Below are 19,755 nucleotides of genomic sequence, written 5' to 3' on the forward strand. Positions count from 1 at the left end.
TCAGCCCTCCCGTGCCGCCGCGAGCACCGCGCGGCAGATGCGGGACACGTCGGCGTCGCCCGTGACGTACGGGGGCATCGTGTAGATCAGGTCCCGGAACGGGCGCAGCCAGACGCCCTCCCGGACCGCCGCCCGCGTGGCGAGGGACACGTCGGCCTCGTGGTCGAGTTGGACGACGCCGATCGCGCCCAGCACTCGGACATCCCGGACACCGGGGAGGTTCGCTGCCGGAGCCAGCCCTTCCAGGAGGCCCGCCTCGATGCGCTTGATCTCGCGCTGCCAGTCCTGGCTGAGGAGGAGGCCGATCGAGGCCAGCGCCACGGCCGTGGCCAGGGGGTTGCCCATGAACGTCGGCCCGTGGGCCAGGACCGGGACCTCGCCCTGGGAGATGCCGGCCGCCACCCGCTCCGTGCAGATGGTGGCCGCCAGGGTGAGGTAGCCGCCGGTCAGGGACTTGCCCACGCACATCACGTCCGGGGTGATCCCCGCGTGGTCCGCCGCGAACAGGGCCCCGGTGCGGCCGAAGCCGGTCGCGATCTCGTCCAGGATCAGGAGGACGTCGAACTCGTCGCACAGCTCGCGCAGTACGCGGAGGTAGCCCGGATTGTGGAAGCGCATGCCGCCCGCGCCCTGGACCACCGGCTCCACGATCATCGCCGCCAGCTCGTCGGCGTGTGCGGTGAACAGGGAGCGCAGGTGGGCCACGTAGGACGGGTCCACCTCGGTGTCGAAGCCGCTCGGCGGGGCGTCGGCAAAGAGCTGGCGCGGGAGGACGCCCGACCACAGCTCGTGCATCCCGCCCTCGGGGTCGCAGACGGCCATCGGCTGCCAGGTGTCCCCGTGGTAGCCGCCCCGCCAGGTGAGGAGGCGGGTCTTCCCCGTCCGGCCGAGTGAACGCCAGTACTGGAGGCACATCTTCACCGCGACTTCGACCGAGACCGAGCCCGAGTCGGCGAGGAAGACGTGTTCCAGCCCCGGCGGGGTGATCTCGACCAGCTTGGCGGCCAGCCGGACGGCGGGCTCGTGGGTGAGCCCGCCGAACATCACGTGTGACATGCGGCCGAGTTGGTCGGTCGCGGCCTCGTTCAGCGCCGGGTGGTTGTAGCCGTGGATCGCCGACCACCAGGAGGACATGCCGTCGACCAGTTCGTCCTGGCCCTCCGAGGCCTCGGCGAGCCGCAGCCGGACACCCGAGGCGGAGGAGACGACCAGCGGCGCCTGCCGCCCGGGCATCGGGCCGTACGGGTGCCAGACGTGCTGCCGGTCCAGGGCGAGTAGTTCCGAGGCCGGCAGCGGGTCGTGGCGGTGGTGCTCAGGCATTGGGGGCGAGATCCGTTCCCGCGCCGCGGCGGCGCACGGCCACCAGCTCCGGACGCACCTCGCCCGCATCCGCCTGAGCCGGAACGGGGACCTCGTGCTCGGAGTGCTCGGAGTGCTCGGAGCGACCAGAGCTACCGGAGCAGCCTCCGCACGCCGAACCGCAGCCCGCCTCATCGGCGGAGCCCGCCGAGCCCGCGGAACCGCCGCACACCGAGCCGCCGCCGCCGCCGTGCGAGCCGCAGCCCCCCGCCCCGGCCGCCGCGTCGGAGCGGTGCGCGGGAAGGGTCGACGTACCGGCGCCCTCCACCTCGAAACCGGCGTCGGCGATCATGTCGAGGTCGGCCTGACCGGCCTGGCCCTCGCTGGTGAGGTAGTCGCCGAGGAAGATCGAGTTGACCAGGTGCAGAGCGAGGGGCTGCATCGTGCGCAGGTGCACCTCGCGGCCGCCCGCCAGCCGGACCTCCGCGTCGGGGCAGACGAAGCGCACCATCGCCAGGATCCGCAGCGCGCGCTGCGGGGTGAGGTTCCACTCCTTGGCGAGCGGAGTGCCCTCGAAGGGGATCAGGAAGTTGACCGGCACCGAGTCCGGGTCGAGCTCGCGCAGCGAGTAGACGACGTCGACCAGGTCCTCGTCGCTCTCGCCCATGCCCGCGATCAGGCCCGAGCAGGCCGACAGCCCCGCCGCGTGTGCCTTCTGCACGGTGTCGACGCGGTCCGCGTACGTGTGGGTCTTGGTGATCTGACCGTACGTGGCCTCGGAGGTGTTGAGGTTGTGGTTGTACGCGTCGGCGCCGGCGTCCTTCAGCCGCTCCGCCTGGCCGTCCGAGAGCAGACCCAGGCAGGCGCAGACCTCGATGCCCTCGTTCTGCTCCTTGATCGCCTCGATGGTCTTGCCGACCCGGTCCACGTCCCGGTCCGTCGGACCGCGGCCGCTCGCCACCAGGCAGACCCGCTTCGCGCCACCCGCGACCCCGGCCGCGGCGGCCTGCGAGGCCTCCTCCGGTTTCAGCCACGTGTACTTGAGGATCTCCGCCTTCGAGCCCAGGCGCTGGGAACAGTAGGAGCAGTCCTCCGGGCAGAGCCCAGACTTCAGGTTGACCAGGTAGTTCAGCTTGACCCGACGCCCGAACCACTGGCGGCGCACCTTGCCGGCCGCGGCCACAACGTCGAGCAGTTCGTCGTCAGAGGTCGCCAGCACGGCGAGTGCCTCTTCGCGGGTCGGCAGCTCGCGCCGCAGCCCCTTGTCCACCAGGGTGTTCAGCAGGTCCATGGTCCCGATCCTGGACCACACGACCACTCCCGGCCAAGGAGAGATCGGACAACATGGCCGGAACGGAGTGTGTGTATCACCACACCTGACGCACGAGTCACGGCGATTAGGGTCGGTCGAAGCTCTGTGGACAGCCGACAAAACGCGAGGACCCGCCGATGCCCCAGCACACCCCCGACGCCGTGGATGTCTTCGCCTGGATCGACGACGCCGAGAAGGCCCGTGAGCAGGCAGGACTTGTCCGGACGCTGCGCCCCCGCCCGGCCGCCTCACCACTGCTGGACCTGGCGAGCAACGACTACCTCGGTTTGTCCCGGCACCCCGAGACCGTCCGGGGCGCGCGGGAGGCGGCCGAACGCTGGGGCGCCGGAGCCACTGGATCGCGTTTGGTCACCGGCACGACCGAGCTTCATGCGGAGCTCGAGCGGGAGCTCGCCGCTTACTGCGGCTTCGAGGCCGCGCTCGTGCTCTCCTCCGGGTACGCCGCCAACCTCGCCGCCGTCACCGCGCTCAGCGACCGGGGCACCCTGGTCGTCTCGGACGCCGGGAACCACGCCTCGATCGTCGACGGCTGCCGCCTCTCGCGCGCCGAGACCGCGGTGATCCCGCACTCCGACCCGGACACCGCGCGCAAGACGCTCGCCTCGCACGAGGGCAGGGCGCTGCTGGTCAGCGACTCGGTGTTCTCCGTGGACGGCGACGCCGCCCCGCTCGCCGCGTATGCCGCGGCCTGCCGTGACGAAGGCGCGGCGCTGCTCGTGGACGACGCGCACGGGCTGGGCGTGCTGGGCGAGGGCGGCCGGGGAGCGCTGTACGCAGCCGGTCTCGCGGGCGCGCCCGGGGTGGTCGCCACGCTGACCCTGTCGAAGTCGCTGGGCAGCCAGGGCGGCGCCGTGCTCGGGCCGGCCAAGGTGATCCGGCACCTGATCAACACGGCCCGGACCTTCATCTTCGACACCGGGCTGGCCCCGGCCGCCGCGGGCGCGGCGCTGGCGAGCCTGCGCCTGCTCCAGCGGGAACCGGAGCGCGCGGGCCTGGCCCGCGAGGTGGCCGACCGGTTGTACGGACGGCTCACCGCGTCCGGCCTGACCGCGGCCCGGCCGGACGCGGCCGTGGTGTCGGTGCGGGCCCCGTCGGCTTCGGCGGCACTGCGCTGGGCCGCCGACTGCCGCGAGGCAGGTCTGTCCGTGGGGTGCTTCCGTCCGCCGTCGGTGCCGGACGGTATCTCCCGGCTGCGGCTGACGGCTCGGGCCGATCTCACGGGGGACGAGATCAACCGGGCCGTTGAGACGATCCTGCGGACCGCTCCGGCCGGAGCCACGGACCGGTAGGCGGAGTTACGCGAGCCCGTCCGCCCGTACACAGGCGAGGAAGCCGTCCCAGGCCGGCCCGGTGAAGAGCACGGCCGGGCCGTCCGTCCGCTTGGAGTCGCGAACGGCGAGCAGGCCGCCGCTGAGGGCGGCCGCTTCCACGCAGTTGTTCATTCCGGTGCTGCGGCTGCTCCGCCGCCACCGCGCGCTGATCAGAAGTCCGCTGGTGGATAAGGGGGTTGCGGACACGGGGGTGCCTCCTTACGCGTCGTCAGCGAGTGAGCTGATGAGATCCGACGAGTCACGGGGCGGGAGGGCGTGCGCCTGGATGGTGCGGAACGCGGCGCTGTACGCCTCAAGGTCTTCCTTCCGCTCCAGATAGAGGCTACTCGTCAAATGGTCGAGTACCACCACATCCAGATCGGCGATGTTCGGAAATGAGAAAATGACAAACGGTCCAGTCAGGCCGAGATGTCCCCCCACGCTGAACGGCAGCACCTGCAAATCCACTTGAGGCAGCCGGGCCACCTCCACCAGATGCCGCAGCTGCTCCGCCATCACCCGGGGCCCGCCGATCTGGCGGCGCAGCACCGCCTCGTCCAGCACCGCACTCAGCTTCAGCGGCGGATCCGCCCGCAGTACGGACTGACGTGCCAGCCGTACGTCGACCAGCGCGTCCACCTTCGGCTCCGGGAGCCCGCCCAGCGCGGCCCGGGTCACGGCCCGCGCGTACCCGGGGGTCTGCAAGAGGCCGGGCACGACCGAGAGCTCCACGGTACGGGCCGACCGGGCCCCGGCCTCCAGGCTGATGAAATCCCGGTACTCCTGCGGCAGCAGCCCCCTGTAGTCGTGCCACCACTGGCGGCCGCGCCCGGTGTCGGAGTCGGGCGCGGGGCCGGCCGCCGAGGCCGACAGGGCCTCCAGCAGGGCCCGCTGCTGGGCGCTCACCACGTCTCCGTAGGCATCGAGGAGCAGCCGGATGTCCTCCGGTTTCACGCCACTGCGCCCCGTCTCGATCCGGCTGACTTTCGACTGGTGCCACCCCACGATCCGGGCCACCTCACCGCTGGTGAGCCCGGACCGGTCGCGCAGGGCGCGCAGTTCCTCGCCGAGCTTGCGTCGGCGTACCGCGGGACCGTGCTGCATACCCGCTCTCCTTCCACCGGCACAGCTCGCACCAGTCTGCCGTCCAAATACGCTCTTCCGTAGCAGAGTTCACCGCATTGAGCGACAGATATATGCATATCTTGGGAGAACGGCAGAAACGGCGGCACGATGGGTGGCACTCTGGCGCTCAGTACAGATCCGGGGCGGCTGCGCTCCGGTGGGAAAGGGACGTCGCCATGGCAGATCAGCAGGAAGTATCCGTCACTCTGCCGAGCGATCCCGCTTCGGTCGCTGCCGCCCGCCGCCTCGTCGCGGAGGTGCTGAGCGAATGGGGACTGCCCGAGGACGCCGAGACCGCCGACACCGTCCGGCTGATCGTCTCGGAGCTCGCGACCAACTCCGTCCAGCACACCTTCGGCCAGTCGCCCACCTTCACCGTCGATGTCCGGCTGGAGCGCGGGGAGTGGCTCCGCGTCGGAGTGACGGACAGTCACCCGCGCTGGCCCAGGCGCCTTCCCGCGGCCGTCCAGCAGGACAACGGCCGTGGGATGGTCATCATCCGGTGGCTCACGGCCGAGGCGGGCGGCCGGCTCTCCGTCAGCCCCACCGAGGACGGCGGCAAAACGGTGTGGATCGCGCTGCCCTGGCCGGTCGGCGCCCCGGTGAAGAGCCCAACGGGCTGCTGATCCGGCTTTCGGTCAGAGGAGGCCGCGCTCCGCGGCGCCGCGCTCTATGCACAGCTCATTGCCCTCCGGGTCCGCGAGGACCACCCAGCCCATGACGCCGTCCTCGGCGCGCCGGTCGTCGACGATCCTCGCACCGAGCCCGATCAGCCGCAGAACGGTCTCGTCCCGGGTGCCCGAGGGCGGCTGGATGTCCAGGTGGACCCGGTTCTTCACGGACTTGGCGTCCGGCACCCGGATGAACAGCAGTCCCGGCGCCCCGGGCTGCCCCGGCTCCAGCAGGATCTCGTCGTCGCCCTCCACATCGTCCGGGTGAATCGCATAGCCCGTCACGGCCGACCAGAACTCGGCCGTCTTGTACGGGTCGAGGGCGTCGAAGGTGATGTGGCGGACGGGATTGAGAAACATGCGTCTCCTTGATGGCGGGTCTGTATACGGGAACCCGGTCCGGGCGCCCGGGGGCTGAGCCGGGTACCTTCCCGAAACGTGGGTTAACTCAGCGGAAAAGTGCGGCCCCTAGCGTGGCGGCCACGGTTCTCCGCCAATGATCACCCATGTGCAGGCAAAGCGACGGTGGTCGGGACGGAAAGCCTCTCTCTGCGTTGGGCAAGACATGCTTGGCTCGGATATGCGCAGGTCAACAAAGCGTTGACGGCCGCTAGGGTCGGCTCGGCACGGAGTTGATCTTGTCCCGGAAGCTTGGTGATACGTGTGCAATTGACACCGCATGAGCAGGAGAGACTGCTCATCCACGTGGCCGCCGACGTGGCCGCGAAGCGAAGGGCGCGCGGGGTCCTGCTCAACCATCCTGAGGCGATCGCCCTGATCACATCGCACATCCTCGAAGGCGCCCGCGACGGGCGGACCGTGGCCGAGCTGATGGCCTCCGGCCGTACCGTGCTCAGCCGCGAGGAGGTCATGGAGGGGATCCCCGAGATGATCCACGACGTCCAGGTCGAGGCGACCTTCCCGGACGGCACCAAACTCGTCACCGTCCACGACCCGATCGTCTGAAGGGCGTACCCCCATGATCCCCGGCGAAATCGCCTACGGGGACGGTCCGGTGCGCCTGAACGAGGGCCGCCCCGTCACCCGCCTCACCGTCCTCAACGCGGCCGACCGGCCCGTCCAGGTCGGCTCCCACTACCACTTCGCCGAGGCCAACCCCGGCCTGGACTTCGACCGCGCGGCCGCCCGCGGGCTGCGCCTCAACATCGCCGCCGGCACCGCCGTCCGCTTCGAGCCGGGCATCCCGGTCGCGGTGGAACTCGTACCCCTCGGAGGGCTGCGCGCCGTACCGGGGCTGCGCGGGGAGACCGGAGGGCCGCTCGATGACTGACATCTCCCGCCAGGTGTACGCCGACCTCTTCGGGCCGACCGTCGGGGACCGGATCCGGCTCGCCGACACCGACCTGTTCGTCGAGATCGAACAGGACCTCGGCGGCGGCCCCGGCCGGGCCGGTGACGAGGCCGTCTTCGGCGGCGGCAAGGTGATCCGCGAGTCCATGGGCCAAGCCCGCACCACCCGTGCCGAGGGCGCCCCCGACACCGTGATCACCGGGGTGGTGATCCTCGACCACTGGGGCATCGTCAAGGCCGACCTCGGCATCCGGGACGGCCGGATCTGCGGCATCGGCAAGGCCGGCAACCCCGACACCATGGACGGGGTGGACCGCGCACTCGTCATCGGCCCCGAGACCGAGATCATCGCGGGCAACGGGAAGATCGTCACCGCCGGCGCCATCGACGCCCACGTGCACTTCATCTCCCCGACCATCATCGACGAGGCCCTCGCCTCCGGAATCACCACCCTCGTCGGCGGCGGCACCGGACCCGCCGACGGCACCAAGGCCACCACCGTCACCCCCGGACCGTGGCACGCGGCCCGGATGTTCGCGGCGCTGGAGGCCTACCCCGTGAACATCGGCCTGCTCGGCAAGGGCAACACCATGTCCCGCGAGGGCATGTACTCCCAGCTGCGCGGCGGCGCCCTCGGCTTCAAGCTCCACGAGGACTGGGGGTCCACCCCCGCCGTCATCGACGCCTGCCTGAGCGTCTGCGAGGAGACCGGTGCCCAGGCCGCCATTCACACGGACACCCTCAACGAGGCCGGATTCGTCGCCGACACCCTCGCCGCCATCGCGGGTCGGACCATCCACTCGTACCACACCGAGGGCGCCGGCGGGGGGCACGCCCCGGACATCATCACCGTGGTCTCCGAGCCGAACATCCTGCCCAGCTCCACCAACCCGACGCGGCCGCACACCGTCAACACGGTCGAGGAACACCTCGACATGCTGATGGTCTGCCACCACCTCAACCCGGCCGTCCCCGAGGACCTCGCCTTCGCCGAGTCGCGGATCCGGCCCTCGACGATCGCCGCCGAGGACATCCTGCACGACCTCGGCGCCATCTCCATCATCTCCTCCGACTCCCAGGCCATGGGCCGGGTCGGTGAGGTCGTGCTGCGCACCTGGCAGACCGCCCATGTGATGAAGAAGCGGCGCGGATTCCTGCCCGGTGACGGGCCCGCCGACAACCACCGGGCCCGGCGCTACGTCGCCAAGTACACGATCAACCCCGCCGTGGCCCAGGGCCTCGCGCGCGAGATCGGCTCGGTCGAGACCGGAAAGCTCGCCGACCTGGCGCTGTGGAACCCCGCCTTCTTCGGGGTCAAACCCGAGCTGGTCATCAAGGGCGGCCAGATCGCCTACGCGCAGATGGGCGACGCCAACGCCTCCATCCCCACCCCGCAGCCGGTCCTGCCCCGCCCGATGTTCGGCAGCCACGGCCGCGCGCCCGGCCTGAACTCGGTCAACTTCACCGCGCAGGCCGCGCTCGACGACGGGCTGCCCGAACGGCTGGGACTGGCGAAGGAGTTCGTCGCCATCGAGAGCACCCGCAAGGTGACCAAGGCGGACATGCGCAACAACGACGCCATGCCCAGGGTCGAGGTGGACGCCGACACCTTCACCGTCACCATCGACGGGGAGGCCGTGGAGCCGGCGCCCGCGGTGGAACTGCCCATGGCACAGAGATACTTCCTCTTCTGATGAGTCTCGCCGCGCTGCTCGTCCTCGCCGACGGCCGCTTCCCCGCCGGAGGGCACGCCCACTCCGGCGGGGCCGAGGCCGCCTGCAAGGCGGGCCGGATCCACGACGCCGCCACCCTCGCGGAGTTCTGCCGTGGCAGGCTCCACACGGCGGGGCTCACCGCTGCCGGGCTCGCCGCGGCCGCCGCCCTCGGGCTCGACCCGGCGGAGCTCGACGCCGCGGCGGACGCCCGCACCCCCTCGCCCGCCCTGCGCACCGCCGGGCGGCGGCTGGGCCGGCAGCTGCTGCGGGCCGCCCGGGCCACCTGGCCCGCCGCCGAACTCGACGCGCTGGCCGCCGCCTTCCCGCGCGGGGCACACCAGCCCGTGGTGCTCGGCCTGACCGCCCGGGCGGCCGGGCTCGGGCCGCGTGACGCCGCGCACGTGGCCGCGTACGAGAGCGTGGGCGGGCCGGCGACCGCGACCGTACGGCTGCTGGGCCTCGACCCGTTCGAGGCGAGCGGGGTACTGGCCCGCCTGGCCCCCGAACTCGACGCCGTCGCCGCCCAGGCGGAGGCGGCCGCCCTGCGCGCCCGCTCGGAAGGCCCGGACGCCCTGCCCGCGGCCTCCTCGCCCCTGCTGGAGATCGCGGCCGAGGTCCATGCCGACTGGCCGGTACGCCTCTTCGCCTCCTGAGCGCCCCGACCGGCCCGAACCCCCACCACCTCAAGGAGAACCCGTGCACCTCGACCACGGTGTGACCTACCCCCACCGCCACACCCACAGCGCCGCCCCGCTGCGGCCGGACGGTTCGCGCCGTGCCCTGCGCATCGGACTCGGCGGCCCCGTCGGATCCGGGAAGACCGCGACCGTCGCCGCCCTCTGCCACGCGCTGCGCACCGAACTGTCCATGGCCGTCGTCACCAACGACATCTACACCCGTGAAGACGCCGAGTTCCTGCTCCGCGAGGCCGTCCTGCCGCCCGAACGGATCACCGCCGTCGAGACCGGGGCCTGCCCGCACACCGCCATCCGCGACGACATCTCCGCCAATCTGGAGGCGGTCGAGGAACTGGAGGAGAACGTCGGCCCGCTCGACCTGATCCTCGTCGAGTCCGGCGGTGACAACCTCACCGCCACCTTCTCCCGCGGGCTGGTGGACGCCCAGATCTTCGTCATCGACGTGGCCGGCGGGGACGACATCCCGCGCAAGGGCGGCCCCGGCGTCACCACCGCCGACCTGCTCATCGTCAACAAGACCGACCTCGCCCCCCACGTCGGCTCCGACCTGGACCGGATGGCCCGCGACGCCGCCGAGCAGCGCGGTGAACTGCCCGTCGCCTTCCAGTCGCTGCGCGGCCCCGACGGCATCGCCCCGGTGGCCGACTGGGTGCGCGAGCGGATCGCCGCCTGGGTCCGCCGGTGACCGCGCCGGTAATCAGCACGCCGGCCCTCGCCACCGCGGGCCTGCGGGCCACCGCCCGGATCGGCGCCGTCGCCGACGGGCGGGGCGGCACCGCCCTGCCCCTGCTAGCCGGGGAGGGGCCGCTCGCGCTGCGCCGCACCCGGGGCGCGGTCGGCGAGGCCGGGGTCATGCTGGTCGGCGCGATGAGCGCCCCGCTGGGCGGTGACCACCTCACCGTCGAGGCCACCACCGGCCCGGGGGCGCGGCTGTCCCTCGCCTCGGCGGCGGCCACCCTGGCGCTGCCCGGCCGGGGCGGTGAGCCCGCGCGGTACGACGTACGGCTGACCCTGGCGGAGGACTCGGCCGTGCGGTGGCTGCCGGAGCCGCTGGTCTCCGTACGCGGCAGCGACCTGCGCGTCCGCACCCGCGCCGAACTCGCCCCCACCGCCCGGCTGCTGCTGCGCGAGGAGCAGGTGCTGGGACGCACCGGCGAGGCCGGGGGGCTGCTGAGCAGCCGGCTCACCGTCGCCCGCGACGGCCGCCCGCTGCTGGACCAGGAGCTGGCCTGCGGCCCCGGCGCGCCCGCCGGCTGGGACGGCCCGGCGGGGCTGGCGGGCCACCGCGCACTCGGTCAACTCCTCGTCGTGGACCCGGCCTTCGCGCAGTCACCGCCGACCGCCGCAGTGCTGGGGGAGTTCGCGGCGGTCACCCCGCTGGCCGGTCCTGCCGTCCTCGTCACCGCACTGGCCCAGGACGCCCTCCGGTTGCGCGAGCTGCTCGACGCGGCCTGTCGTACATACGGCTGGTGAGAGCCCCGGGACCGGGGACGAACCAGACACCGCTCAGCGGTACACACGTTTCCGGTTATCGGGTTGGCAAAGAACGCGCCCAGGCCCTGTCGCACGGCATCGGTCAGGAGCGAGGATCCCCCTGCACGTCGACGACCGAAACCGACGGCACTCGACCAACGCAGCCGCCCACGGCGGCACATGAGCAGGGGGAACAACCACGTGATACGCAACGCGGCGCTGGGCAGCGCCGCCACTTTGATCACCGGCGCGCTGGCGGCCGGCCTGCTGCTGGCCCCGTCCGCCTCGGCGGCCTCGGCCGGCCGCGACAACGGGAACGCGGAGGCGGTCGGCGCTCAGATCGCCGCCGCCCGCGCCGCCCGCGCGGGGATCGACTGGAAGGACTGCCCCGAGGACTGGGGCTTCGCGAAGCCCATCCAGTGCGGCTGGGTGAAGGTCCCGCTGGACTACCGCAAGCCGTTCGGCAAGACCATCGAGCTCGCGGTCGACCGGGCCGTCAGCACCGGTACCAAGGAGGAGCGCCAGGGCGCGCTCGTCTACAACCCGGGCGGCCCCGGCGGTTCCGGCATGCGCTTCCCGCGCCGGATCACCACCAAGAGCCCGCTGTGGGTCAACACCTCCAAGGCGTACGACTTCGTGGGCTTCGACCCCCGCGGCGTCGGCCACTCGGCTCCCATCTCCTGCATCGACCCGCAGGAGTTCGTGAAGGCCCCCAAGGCCGACCCGGTCCCGTCCAACGAGGCCGACAAGCTCGCCCAGCGCAAGCTCGCCGCGGAGTACGCGGACGGCTGCAAGGAGCGCAGCGGCGAGATGCTGCCGCACATGACGACGCCGAACACCGCGCGTGACCTCGACGTCATCCGCGCCGCCCTCGGCGAGAAGAAGCTGAACTACCTCGGCGTCTCGTACGGCACCTACCTCGGCGGGGTCTACGCGACCCTGTTCCCGACGCACGTGCGCCGCATGATCGTCGACAGCGTGGTCAACCCGGACCAGGACAACATCTGGTACGAGGCCAACCTCGGCCAGGACGTCGCCTTCCAGATGCGCTGGAACGACTGGCAGGACTGGGTCGCCAAGAACGACGCGTCCTTCCACATCGGCGACACCCGCGCCAAGGTCGAGGCCAAGTACCAGGAGCTGCGCGCCAAGGCCAAGGCGAACCCGATCGGCGGGGTCGTCGGCCCGGCCGAGCTCATCGGCTTCTTCCAGGGCGCCCCGTACTACGACTCCTCCTGGGTGCCCGTCGCCCAGACCTGGAGCAAGTACCTCGCCGGTGACGAGCAGGCCCTGGTCGACGCCATCGCCCCGGACATGACCGACATCCAGGGCAACGTCGCCTCGGAGAACGGCAACGCGGTCTACACCGCGGTCGAGTGCGCCGACGCCAAGTGGCCCACCAGCTGGACCAAGTGGGACCGGGACAACACCAAGCTGCACGAGAAGTACCCGTTCCTGACCTGGTCCAACGCGTGGATGAACCTGCCCTGCGCGACCTGGAAGTCCAAGCAGAGCACCCCGATCGAGGTCGGTGCCAAGCGCGGTCTGCCGCCGGTGCTGATCGTCCAGTCCGAGCGGGACGCGGCCACGCCGTACGACGGTGCGGTCTCCCTGCACCGCCGCCTCGCCGGCTCGCGTCTGATCACCGAGCAGAACGCCGGCTCGCACGGTGTCACCAGCCTGCTGAACCCCTGCATCAACACCCGGGTGGACACCTACCTGCTGACCGGCAAGGTCGACGCCAAGGACGTGACGTGCGCCCCGCACGCCACCCCGGTGGCGCCGGCCCCGGCCGCCGCGAAGTCGCTCGCCCGTGCCGCGGGCGCCGACGTCGCGGCGCGTGAGGAACTCCCGGCCGTTCGCTAAGGCCGGGCGGTACCCCGCGGGAGACCGCACAGCACGGGAGAGGGCTCAGCGCGTTCTGCGCCGGGCCTTCTTCCGTGCTTCCTCCTCCTCGGCCTTGACCTCGGCGGCGTACCGGTCGACGTACTCCTGGCCGGACAGTTCGAGGATCGCGTACATGATCTCGTCGGTGACGGCACGCAGGACGGCCCGCTCGCCCTCCAGTCCGGCGTACCGGGAGAAGTCCATCGGCCTGCCGAACCGGATCGTCACCCGCCTGATCTTCGGGATCTTCTGCCCGGGCGGCTGGATCTCGAAGGTGCCGAGCATCGCGCAGGGGATGACCGGCACCCCGGCGCCCAGCGCCATCGCGGCCACGCCCACCTTCCCCTTGTAGAGCCGGCCGTCGTGCGAGCGGGTGCCCTCCGGGTAGATGCCCAGCAGCTCGTCCTTGGCCAGCACGCCCAGCCCCTCCCGGAGCGCGGCCTGCCCGGCGTTCTTCCCCGAACGGTCCACGGGAATCTGTCCGGCGCTGCGGAAGAAGGCGGCGGTCAGCCGGCCCTTCACCCCGGGGCCGGTGAAGTACTCGGCCTTGGCGAGGAACGTGATGCGGCGCTTGAGGATCGCGGGCATCAGGAAGTGGTCGGAGAACGACAGATGATTGCCCGCGACGATCGCGGCCCCCTCGGCCGGGATGTTCTCCAGACCCTCGATCCGCGGCCGGAACAGCAGTCGCAGCAGCGGACCGAGCAGCACGTGCTTGAGCAAGTGGTAGAACACCGGGCCATTCCCCTTCACCTGGCGGTCGGATCAGTGTGACGCACCCGGTGCCGGATGGGCATGGCGAATCAGAATCCGACCGGACGGCGCCCACGGAGCAGCGGCCGACCCGGTTCGGTGCGGCTCGGTTCAGGCGCCGCGCGAGGCGGCCATCCCGGCGGTCAGCAGCCCCAGCACCACCCAGCCGAACCACAGCCAGCCGTTGCTGCCGAGGGCCACGGAATACGTGGCGACGGCCACCAGAGCGGCGAAGGTCGTGATAGCCATCGCCTTAACGGATCCGGTCATGCCCCATGGTGGCGCGCGAAGGCGGTCCTCCGCTACTGGCCACGCGCTTGGAGCGAGGCCAGATAAGAGTTGTACGCCTCGAGCTCCTGGTCGCCGTCGCGGTCCGCGGCCCGGTCGGAGCGCTTCGCCGCCCGCTGCTCGGAGTGGTACCACTGGTAGACCAGGGCGATCAGCACCAGCACCGAGGGGATCTCGCTGAAGGCCCAGGCGATGCCGCCGCCCCACTGCTGGTCCAGGAGGGCGTCGATGTCGAGGGAGGGCGACGGGTTCGCGTACGTCTTGATCATCGGCTCGCTCGCCATCATCAGCGCGATGCCGAAGAAGGCGTGGAACGGCATCCCGGCGAACAGCTCCAGCATTCGCATGACATAGCCGGGGCGCTGCGGGCCCGGGTCCACGCCCATGATCGGCCAGAAGAAGATGACGCCGACCGCGAGGAAGTGCACCATCATCGCGATGTGCCCGGTCCGGCTCTCCATCAGGAAGTCGAAGATCGGGGTGAAGTACAGCGCGTAGAGGCTAGCGATGAACATCGGGATCGTGAAGGCCGGGTGGGTGATCACCTTCATGTACCGGCTGTGCAGCACCATCAGGAGCAGCTCGCGCGGCCCCTTCCGGCCGCGGGCGGCCGGCGGCAGGGCGCGCAGCGCCAGCGTCATCGGGGCGCCGAGCAGCAGCAGGATCGGGGTGATCATGCTGATGACCATGTGCTGGACCATGTGCACGCTGAACATGACCATGCCGTAGTCGTTCAGCTTCGTACACATCACCAGGACCACGGTCAGCACGCCGACGGCGAAGGCGATGGTCCGGCCCAGCGGCCAGGAGTCCCCGCGCCGGCGCAGCCGCAGCACGCCCCACCCGTACAGGCCGAGCCCCACCAGGGAGCCGATCAGGAAGAAGGCGTCGAAGGAGAACTCCAGCCCGCGCCCGAGAGTGAACGGCGGCAGGTCCATGTCCATGTTCATGTCCATGCCGTGACCGCTGTGATCCATCTCTTCACTCCCTTGACCCGTGGTGCCCCACCACAGTAGTGCCGCCCCCGGGCGCTATCGCGTCCGGGGGCGGTGACAGAAGGGGGGAAAGATCACAGAACGGTCTGCGCCTCGGCGTACCGCTCGGCCGGGACCGTCTTGAGGGTCTCTACGGCCTGGGCGAGCGGCACCATCTCGATGTCGGTGCCGCGCAGGGCGGTCAGCATGCCGAACTCGCCGCGGTGCGCGGCCTCCACCGCGTGCCAGCCGAAGCGGGTGGCGAGGACCCGGTCGTACGCGGTGGGCGTGCCGCCGCGCTGGACGTGGCCGAGGATGACCGGCCGTGCCTCCTTGCCGAGGCGGTGCTCCAGCTCGACCGCGAGCCGGTTGCCGATGCCGGCGAACCGCTCGTGTCCGTACATGTCCGTGCCGCCGTCCTCGAAGGCCATCGAGCCCTCCGCGGGCTTGGCGCCCTCGGCGACCACGACGATCGCGAACCGCTTGCCCGCCGAGAAGCGCTCGCCGACGATCGCCGTCAGCTCCTCGATGTCGAAGGGCCGTTCCGGAACGACGATCGCGTGCGCGCCGGCCGCCATGCCCGAGTGCAGGGCGATCCAGCCCGTGTGGCGGCCCATGACCTCGACGACCATCACGCGCTGGTGCGACTCGGCGGTCGTCTTCAGCCGGTCCAGGGCCTCGGTGGCGACCCCGACGGCCGTGTCGAAGCCGAAGGTGACATCGGTCGAGGCGATGTCGTTGTCGATGGTCTTCGGGACGCCCACGATCGGCAGGCCGGCCTGCGAGAGCAGGTTCGCGGCCTTCAGGGTGCCCTCGCCGCCGATCGGGATGATGGCGTCCAGGCCGAGGTCGGCCACATGGCCGCGGGCCCGTTCCACGCCGTCGCGCAGATGCGCGGGCTGGACCCGGGAGGAGCCGAGGATGGTGCCGCCGCGGGCCAGGATTCCGCTTACGGCGTCCAGGTCGAGCTTGCGGTAGTCGCACTCCAGCAGGCCCCGCCAGCCGTCGTGGAAGCCGATGACCTCGTCACCGTGATCGACGACGGCGCGGTGCACGACGGAACGGATGACGGCATTGAGGCCGGGGCAGTCGCCGCCGGAAGTGAGCACACCAATGCGCATGGCAGGAAAAACCTTTGCAACGTGGGCCGACGACCGGACCACGTCGTCCGGTTGGAACTACCTGTCACCCTACAAGCGGATCCGCACCGGACTGAACCATCCTCCACATGCTGGTCAGGCCGGTCGTACGAACGCACGTCGGCCCGGATTCCCCCAGGGGAATCCGGGCCGAATGCCAGGGAAAGCGCGGGTTACGCGGGCTGCGTGGCCGCCGCGATGCGCTCGGCGCGCAGCGCCTCGTACCACCGGTCGTCGATGGGCGGCAGCGCGTTCACATCGAGGGCCAGCTTCAGCAGCAGGTCCGCGATCTGCGGGTTGCGCGCCATGACCGGGCCGTGCATGTACGTGCCGAACACCGTGTCGTTGTACGCGCCCTCGGTGCCGTCGCCGGTGCCGTTGCCGCGGCCCAGGCGGGTCTGGGCGAACGGCTTGGCCGTCGGGCCGAGGTGCGTGACGCCCTGGTGGTTCTCGAAGCCCGTCAGCGGCGGCAGGCCCAGGCGCGGGTCGATGTCCGCGAGGACGTCGCCGACGCACCGCTCTCCCTCACCGCGCACGGTGACCACGTCCAGCAGGCCGAGGCCCTGCTGGCGCTCGCCCATGTCGTTGACGAACTCGTTGCCGAGGATCTGGTAGCCGGCGCAGACGGAGAAGACGATCGCCCCGTTCGAGACGGCCCGCTCCAGACCGCCGTCCCGCAGCAGCCGCTCGGCGGCCAGCCGCTGGGGCCGGTCCTCGCCGCCGCCGATCAGGTAGATGTCGCCCGAGGTGGGGATCGGCTGGTCGCTGCGCACGTCCACGCGGTGCACGTCCAGGCCGCGCTGGCGCGCGCGGCGCTCCACCACGAGGGCGTTGCCCTGGTCTCCGTACGTGCTCAGCAGGTCCGGGTAGACCCACACCAGACGCAGGCTGTTGTCGCTCATGCTCTTTTCCTCTGCGGTTCAGGTGAGAGTTCTAGTTGCCGACGCGGCGGCGCACGTCCTGGAAGGCGGTGTAGTTGGCGATCAGCTCGATCTGCCCGGGCGGCGCCAGCTGCACGGCCTCGTCGAGGGTCTCGCACACCCGGAAGTCCAGGCCCGCGACCTCGAGGCGGACCGCGAGGTCCAGCTTGCGGTCGCCGATCACGAAGATCGGGTGGCCGGCCAGGCGCGGGTAGTCCACGTCCCACAGCCAGGAGGTGTCGGTGCCGTCGGCGCCGCGCGCGTTCACCGAGAGGATCACCGGGGTGGGCGGCGGGTCGATCAGCGAAAACGTTTCGAGCCAGCCCGCCGGGTTCTTGGCGAGCAGCAGCCGCAGCTCACGGCCCTGGAAGTTGACCACGTCGTAGCGGCCGGCGACGGCCTGCACCTGGTACATCCGCTCCAGCGCGACCTGCGGCGGCACACCGAAGACGGCGGCCACGGCGGCCGACGTCGCGGCGTTCGCCTTGTTGGCGCGTCCGGGCAGCTGGAGGTGGATCGGCCACGCAGACCCGTGCGGGTCCAGGACGTGGTCGCCGGACAGCACCCAGCTGGGGACGGGGCGGCGGAAGCCGCACTCGCCGCAGAACCAGTCGTCGCCCGGGCGCTGCATGACGCCACCGCAGGAGGGGCACGACCAGGCGTCGTCCTTCCACTCCTGGCCGGCCGCGACCCACACCACGTTCTGTGACGAGGAGGCCGACCACACGATCAGCGGGTCGTCGCAGTTCGCGACGATGACCGCCTTGGAGCCCGAGAGCCCCTCGCGCCACTTCTCCGCGAGCATGCGGGTCTCGGCGGCGCGGTCCAGCTGGTCGCGGGAGAGGTTCAGCAGGGCGATCACCTTGGGGGTGACGTCCCGGGCCACTCCGGCCAGGTACTTCTCGTCCACCTCGATGACGCCGTACTTGGAGTCCGAGCCGCCCGCCAGCGCCGAGGTGATGCCGGCCGGCATGTTCGCGCCGAGCGCGTTGGACACGACCGGACCGCTGGCCCGCAGGGCCTCCGCGATCAGCCGGGTCGTCGTGGTCTTGCCGTTCGTCGCGGAGACGAGGACGACATCGAGATGCTGCGCCAGCGCTCCGAGAAGATCGGGGTCGAGTTTGAGTGCGACCTTGCCACCGATCACCGATCCGCTTCCGCGTCCCGCGGCCCGCGACACCGCCGCCGCGGCCTTGCCCGCCGTCACGGCCAGCTTGGCCCGCGGCGAAAGCGGCTCTGTGTTGCCTGCCATCGTCCCTTGTCCTCCTTGCGTCGGTCGGCCCCAGCCTATCCAGTACCGGCCGGGGCCCTGACCGCGGCGCCCCAGTGCCGCCTCGGATCTCCTCATATATTCGCCCGTCGTACGCTTACGGCCATGCGACAGCGCCCCATCCCCGGTACCACCGGCATCGTCCGCACCATGAGCCTGCTGGGCGATCCGGTGCTCCGCTCGGCCTGCGCGGAGGTTACCGAATTCGGCCCTGCCCTCGACCGCCTCATCGAGGACATGTACGCGACGATGTACGCCGCCCAGGGCGTCGGCCTCGCCGCGAACCAGATCGGCGTCGGGCAGCGGGTGTTCGTCTACGACTGCCCCGACGACGAGGATGTGCGCCACGTCGGGCACATCGTCAACCCGCGCCTGGTGACAGCCGACGGGGACGAGTTCCGCGGCCCCGAGGGGTGCCTGTCGCTGCCCGGCCTGGAGGCGGGCACGGACCGCTTCGACCACGCCGTCGTCGAAGGGGTCACCTCCGACGGGGCGCCGGTACGGATCGACGGCACCGGTTTCTTCGCCCGCTGCCTCCAGCACGAGTGCGACCACCTCGACGGCACCGTGTACGCGGACCGCGTGACCGGGCTGCGCGCGCGCAGGCTCCAGCGGGCGATCCGCAAGACGCCGTGGGGTGCGCGGGCCCTCGCGCAGGCCTGACGGGGTGTTAGGCCTGGACTGTCTTAGGCCCTAACTGTCTTAGAACCCGACTGCCTTGGGCCCCTCACTGCCTTGGGCCCTGACTGCCCTAGAAGCCCGGCCCGTCGGCGCGGTTGCCGGCGGTGGCCAGTCGGCCCCACAGCAGGTCGGTGAGGCCGGCGACGAGTTCCGCGCGCTCGCACGGGCGCTCGCCGAGCCACCAGTCGCCGGCGGCGTGCATCATGCCCACGATCCCGTGGCCCCAGACCCGGGCCAGGCGTTCACCGCCCGGGCCGAGATCGACCCGCTCGCCGATCACCTGGGCCAGCTCCTCGCCCAGCCGGCGCAGCAGCGGGGCCGAGTGCAGGCCCACGTCGAAGCCGCGCTCGGTGGTGTGCGAGTCCTCGGCCGGGTGCATCAGGAACCGGTAGACCTGCGGGCGGGCCTCGATGGCGGCGAGATAGGTGTCGAGGGTCGACTCCACCCGGCGCCGGCGCTCGGCCGGGGCGTCCAGTGCCGCCCGCAGCGAGTCGAGCAGTGCGTCCGTGTGCCGGATGGCGAGTGCCTGGTAGAGGCCCGCCTTGTCGCCGAAGTGGCGGTAGAGGATCGGCTTCGTGATGCCGGCCTCCGCCGCGATGGCGTTCATGGAGGCCTTGGGGCCGTCCCTGAGGACGACCCGGTCGGCCGCTTCGAGCAGTTCCCGGCGCCGGCGCTCGGCCGCTCCCGGCTCACCGGCCTGTTGCGTGGTCTCCATGACGTGTTCTCTCCCCGCCCTTGCGATGTGCGTGACGCCCACGCAACGTAACACCCGGCACACCCTGCCGATCGAATCGGCGGTCGTCCTTCGCGGCGGCCGACGCCGCTTGACAGTGCTTACTCGTCGGTAACAGACTGTGGCCATCGTTCTGGTTACCCGTGGTAACTACCTTGTGAAGCAGCTGGAGGGG

At 71.3% G+C, this 19,755-nt stretch carries 22 protein-coding genes; 10 read left to right on the forward strand and 12 right to left on the reverse strand.

What is annotated here, in order from left to right; translation table 11 throughout:
* Both J7I97_RS16040 and bioB read right to left on the reverse strand, forming a co-directional pair.
* Positions 1-1,320, reverse strand: coding sequence for an adenosylmethionine--8-amino-7-oxononanoate transaminase (locus J7I97_RS16040; protein WP_214935405.1), 1,320 nt, complete (start codon positions 1,318-1,320; stop codon positions 1-3).
* Positions 1,313-2,590 carry a biotin synthase BioB gene (bioB, locus tag J7I97_RS16045; protein ID WP_214935407.1) on the reverse strand — a complete coding sequence of 426 codons (1,278 nt, stop codon included), beginning with the start codon at positions 2,588-2,590 and terminating at the stop codon, positions 1,313-1,315. Before bioB ends, J7I97_RS16040 begins: the two co-directional genes overlap by 8 nt.
* Before the next feature lie 158 nt (positions 2,591-2,748).
* Between bioB and J7I97_RS16050 the strand changes: the two genes are divergently transcribed.
* Positions 2,749-3,921 carry an 8-amino-7-oxononanoate synthase gene (locus J7I97_RS16050; protein WP_214935409.1) on the forward strand — a complete coding sequence of 391 codons (1,173 nt, stop codon included), beginning with the start codon at positions 2,749-2,751 and terminating at the stop codon, positions 3,919-3,921.
* 6 nt (positions 3,922-3,927) lie between these two features.
* Here the strand turns inward: J7I97_RS16050 and J7I97_RS16055 are convergent, their stop codons facing one another.
* Together J7I97_RS16055 and J7I97_RS16060 are read right to left on the reverse strand one after the other, a co-directional pair.
* Positions 3,928-4,149, reverse strand: a complete 222-nt coding sequence (locus J7I97_RS16055; protein ID WP_214935411.1) for a DUF397 domain-containing protein — start codon at positions 4,147-4,149, stop codon at positions 3,928-3,930.
* A 12-nt stretch (positions 4,150-4,161) separates the two neighbouring features.
* Positions 4,162-5,046, reverse strand: a complete 885-nt coding sequence (locus tag J7I97_RS16060) for a helix-turn-helix transcriptional regulator (RefSeq protein WP_214935413.1) — start codon at positions 5,044-5,046, stop codon at positions 4,162-4,164.
* Positions 5,047-5,243: 197 nt separating this feature from the next.
* On the opposite strand from J7I97_RS16060, the gene J7I97_RS16065 reads away from it, so the two are divergent.
* The gene (locus J7I97_RS16065; protein WP_214935414.1) at positions 5,244-5,693 is read left to right on the forward strand and encodes an ATP-binding protein; all 450 of its coding nucleotides are present in this window, start codon (positions 5,244-5,246) and stop codon (positions 5,691-5,693) included.
* Between the two features lie 12 nt (positions 5,694-5,705).
* On the opposite strand, the gene J7I97_RS16070 is transcribed toward J7I97_RS16065, so the two are convergent.
* A complete protein-coding gene (locus J7I97_RS16070) occupies positions 5,706-6,098 on the reverse strand; it encodes a VOC family protein (RefSeq protein ID WP_214935416.1) in 393 nt (130 codons plus the stop codon).
* Positions 6,099-6,401: 303 nt separating this feature from the next.
* On the opposite strand from J7I97_RS16070, the gene J7I97_RS16075 reads away from it, so the two are divergent.
* From J7I97_RS16075 to J7I97_RS16105, 7 genes are all read left to right on the forward strand, one after another.
* Positions 6,402-6,704: an urease subunit gamma gene (locus J7I97_RS16075; protein ID WP_214935418.1), complete on the forward strand. Its 303-nt coding sequence runs from the start codon at positions 6,402-6,404 to the stop codon at positions 6,702-6,704.
* A gap of 13 nt (positions 6,705-6,717) precedes the next feature.
* Positions 6,718-7,029, forward strand: a complete 312-nt coding sequence (locus J7I97_RS16080) for an urease subunit beta (RefSeq protein WP_214935420.1) — start codon at positions 6,718-6,720, stop codon at positions 7,027-7,029.
* On the forward strand, positions 7,022-8,743 hold the full coding sequence (locus tag J7I97_RS16085; protein ID WP_214935422.1) for an urease subunit alpha: 1,722 nt from the start codon (positions 7,022-7,024) through the stop codon (positions 8,741-8,743). The genes J7I97_RS16080 and J7I97_RS16085 overlap by 8 nt, the downstream gene beginning before the upstream one ends.
* Entirely contained in the window at positions 8,743-9,417 is a 675-nt protein-coding gene (locus tag J7I97_RS16090; protein ID WP_214935424.1) for an urease accessory protein UreF, read from the forward strand. Before J7I97_RS16085 ends, J7I97_RS16090 begins: the two co-directional genes overlap by 1 nt.
* A 43-nt stretch (positions 9,418-9,460) precedes the next feature.
* The gene (gene ureG / locus J7I97_RS16095; RefSeq protein WP_214935426.1) at positions 9,461-10,147 is read left to right on the forward strand and encodes an urease accessory protein UreG; all 687 of its coding nucleotides are present in this window, start codon (positions 9,461-9,463) and stop codon (positions 10,145-10,147) included.
* A complete protein-coding gene (locus J7I97_RS16100; RefSeq protein WP_308369183.1) occupies positions 10,144-10,935 on the forward strand; it encodes an urease accessory protein UreD in 792 nt (263 codons plus the stop codon). The genes ureG and J7I97_RS16100 overlap by 4 nt, the downstream gene beginning before the upstream one ends.
* A gap of 201 nt (positions 10,936-11,136) precedes the next feature.
* Positions 11,137-12,801, forward strand: a complete 1,665-nt coding sequence (locus J7I97_RS16105) for an alpha/beta hydrolase (protein ID WP_308364790.1) — start codon at positions 11,137-11,139, stop codon at positions 12,799-12,801.
* A 45-nt stretch (positions 12,802-12,846) separates the two neighbouring features.
* On the opposite strand, the gene J7I97_RS16110 is transcribed toward J7I97_RS16105, so the two are convergent.
* The 6 genes from J7I97_RS16110 to J7I97_RS16135 all read right to left on the reverse strand — a co-directional run bounded on the left by J7I97_RS16110 (position 12,847) and on the right by J7I97_RS16135 (position 18,148).
* Entirely contained in the window at positions 12,847-13,557 is a 711-nt protein-coding gene (locus J7I97_RS16110) for a 1-acyl-sn-glycerol-3-phosphate acyltransferase (RefSeq protein WP_214935430.1), read from the reverse strand.
* Between the two features lie 129 nt (positions 13,558-13,686).
* A complete protein-coding gene (locus tag J7I97_RS16115) occupies positions 13,687-13,824 on the reverse strand; it encodes a hypothetical protein (RefSeq protein WP_214935514.1) in 138 nt (45 codons plus the stop codon).
* 53 nt (positions 13,825-13,877) lie between these two features.
* Entirely contained in the window at positions 13,878-14,840 is a 963-nt protein-coding gene (locus J7I97_RS16120) for a cytochrome c oxidase assembly protein (RefSeq protein WP_214935432.1), read from the reverse strand.
* A gap of 92 nt (positions 14,841-14,932) precedes the next feature.
* Positions 14,933-15,958, reverse strand: a complete 1,026-nt coding sequence (locus tag J7I97_RS16125) for a 6-phosphofructokinase (RefSeq protein WP_214935434.1) — start codon at positions 15,956-15,958, stop codon at positions 14,933-14,935.
* A 191-nt stretch (positions 15,959-16,149) separates the two neighbouring features.
* Positions 16,150-16,878, reverse strand: coding sequence for a type 1 glutamine amidotransferase (locus J7I97_RS16130; RefSeq protein WP_214935436.1), 729 nt, complete (start codon positions 16,876-16,878; stop codon positions 16,150-16,152).
* A 31-nt stretch (positions 16,879-16,909) separates the two neighbouring features.
* The gene (locus tag J7I97_RS16135; protein WP_214935438.1) at positions 16,910-18,148 is read right to left on the reverse strand and encodes a MurT ligase domain-containing protein; all 1,239 of its coding nucleotides are present in this window, start codon (positions 18,146-18,148) and stop codon (positions 16,910-16,912) included.
* Positions 18,149-18,271: 123 nt separating this feature from the next.
* Between J7I97_RS16135 and def the strand changes: the two genes are divergently transcribed.
* The gene (gene def / locus J7I97_RS16140; protein ID WP_214935440.1) at positions 18,272-18,829 is read left to right on the forward strand and encodes a peptide deformylase; all 558 of its coding nucleotides are present in this window, start codon (positions 18,272-18,274) and stop codon (positions 18,827-18,829) included.
* An 88-nt stretch (positions 18,830-18,917) separates the two neighbouring features.
* Here def and J7I97_RS16145 read toward each other — a convergent pair whose 3' ends face one another.
* A complete protein-coding gene (locus tag J7I97_RS16145) occupies positions 18,918-19,562 on the reverse strand; it encodes a TetR family transcriptional regulator (RefSeq protein WP_214935442.1) in 645 nt (214 codons plus the stop codon).
* Positions 19,563-19,755 lie beyond the last annotated feature (193 nt).

It is taken from the genome of Streptomyces sp. ISL-87 (assembly GCF_018614095.1).
Taxonomy (GTDB): Bacteria; Actinomycetota; Actinomycetes; order Streptomycetales; family Streptomycetaceae; genus Streptomyces.

Coding starts and splice junctions, on each gene's coding strand:
- J7I97_RS16040 (WP_214935405.1), bottom strand. CDS start 1,320: ATGCCTGAGCACCACCGCCACGACCCGCTGCCGGCCTCGGAACTACTC.
- bioB (WP_214935407.1), bottom strand. CDS start 2,590: ATGGACCTGCTGAACACCCTGGTGGACAAGGGGCTGCGGCGCGAGCTG.
- J7I97_RS16050 (WP_214935409.1), top strand. CDS start 2,749: ATGCCCCAGCACACCCCCGACGCCGTGGATGTCTTCGCCTGGATCGAC.
- J7I97_RS16060 (WP_214935413.1), bottom strand. CDS start 5,046: ATGCAGCACGGTCCCGCGGTACGCCGACGCAAGCTCGGCGAGGAACTG.
- J7I97_RS16065 (WP_214935414.1), top strand. CDS start 5,244: ATGGCAGATCAGCAGGAAGTATCCGTCACTCTGCCGAGCGATCCCGCT.
- J7I97_RS16070 (WP_214935416.1), bottom strand. CDS start 6,098: ATGTTTCTCAATCCCGTCCGCCACATCACCTTCGACGCCCTCGACCCG.
- J7I97_RS16080 (WP_214935420.1), top strand. CDS start 6,718: ATGATCCCCGGCGAAATCGCCTACGGGGACGGTCCGGTGCGCCTGAAC.
- J7I97_RS16085 (WP_214935422.1), top strand. CDS start 7,022: ATGACTGACATCTCCCGCCAGGTGTACGCCGACCTCTTCGGGCCGACC.
- J7I97_RS16090 (WP_214935424.1), top strand. CDS start 8,743: ATGAGTCTCGCCGCGCTGCTCGTCCTCGCCGACGGCCGCTTCCCCGCC.
- J7I97_RS16115 (WP_214935514.1), bottom strand. CDS start 13,824: ATGGCTATCACGACCTTCGCCGCTCTGGTGGCCGTCGCCACGTATTCC.
- J7I97_RS16120 (WP_214935432.1), bottom strand. CDS start 14,840: ATGGATCACAGCGGTCACGGCATGGACATGAACATGGACATGGACCTG.
- J7I97_RS16125 (WP_214935434.1), bottom strand. CDS start 15,958: ATGCGCATTGGTGTGCTCACTTCCGGCGGCGACTGCCCCGGCCTCAAT.
- J7I97_RS16130 (WP_214935436.1), bottom strand. CDS start 16,878: ATGAGCGACAACAGCCTGCGTCTGGTGTGGGTCTACCCGGACCTGCTG.
- J7I97_RS16135 (WP_214935438.1), bottom strand. CDS start 18,148: ATGGCAGGCAACACAGAGCCGCTTTCGCCGCGGGCCAAGCTGGCCGTG.
- def (WP_214935440.1), top strand. CDS start 18,272: ATGCGACAGCGCCCCATCCCCGGTACCACCGGCATCGTCCGCACCATG.
- J7I97_RS16145 (WP_214935442.1), bottom strand. CDS start 19,562: ATGGAGACCACGCAACAGGCCGGTGAGCCGGGAGCGGCCGAGCGCCGG.